Origin of the sequence: Rahnella inusitata, assembly GCF_003263515.1 — a bacterium.
Taxonomy (GTDB): domain Bacteria; phylum Pseudomonadota; class Gammaproteobacteria; order Enterobacterales; family Enterobacteriaceae; genus Rahnella; species Rahnella inusitata.
Genome location: NZ_JYDE01000059.1, coordinates 1 through 905 on the forward strand (window position 1 = coordinate 1; position 905 = coordinate 905).

General features: G+C 55.4%; 1 protein-coding gene and 1 pseudogene. Both read left to right on the plus strand.

The window, feature by feature from the left end:
* Positions 1 to 328 (plus strand): annotated as a pseudogene (gene araG / locus TU92_RS22210) (L-arabinose ABC transporter ATP-binding protein AraG); the annotation flags it as partial.
* A 17-nt stretch (positions 329 to 345) separates the two neighbouring features.
* On the plus strand, positions 346 to 905 hold a 560-nt coding region (locus tag TU92_RS22215), incomplete at its 3' end, for an ABC transporter permease subunit (protein ID WP_427909988.1).

The following is a 905-nucleotide window of genomic DNA, read 5'->3' on the forward strand; positions in this document are numbered from 1 at the left end:
CGGCGGTAATCAGCAAAAAGCCATTCTTGGCCGCTGGTTGTCGGAAGACATGAAAGTCATTTTGCTCGATGAACCGACGCGCGGGATCGACGTTGGCGCCAAGCATGAAATCTACAACGTGATTTACTCTCTGGCAAAACAAGGCATTGCGGTGCTGTTTGCGTCCAGTGATTTACCGGAAGTGCTGGGTCTGGCGGACCGAATTGTCGTGATGCGCGAAGGCGCTGTCTCCGGCGAACTGTCCCATGATGAAGCCACCGAAGAAAAAGCGCTGGGGCTCGCGATGTTGCGAACTCCGGACCTGACTTCTGCCCCTGACGCTGCCTGACTGAGGAGCACAATATTATGTCCAGTATGACAACCAATTCCGCCAAACCGGATCAACCTTCAGCAGCTTCGCGCGGCGGACAGGGCCTGATGCGTATCTGGGACAGTTACGGCATGTTAGTGGTATTCGCCGTGCTGTTTATTGCCTGCAGTATTTTCGTGCCAAACTTCAGTTCTTTCATCAACATGAAAGGTCTGGGGCTGGCAATTTCAATGTCCGGGATGGTCGCCTGCGGGATGCTTTTCTGTCTGGCATCCGGTGATTTTGACTTGTCCGTCGCCTCAGTCATTGCCTGCGCGGGCGTCACCACGGCGGTGGTCATTAACATGACCGAAAGCCTGTGGATTGGCGTGGGTGCCGGTTTGGTGTTGGGGATGTTGACCGGTTTACTCAACGGTTTCGTGATTGCCCGTCTGAAAATCAATGCGCTCATCACCACCCTGGCCACCATGCAGATTGTGCGCGGTCTGGCGTACATCATTTCCGACGGTAAAGCGGTGGGCATCGAGGACGAGCGTTTCTTCGCCCTCGGCTATGCTAACTGGTTCGGCCTGCCTGCGCCGATCTGGCTGACGGT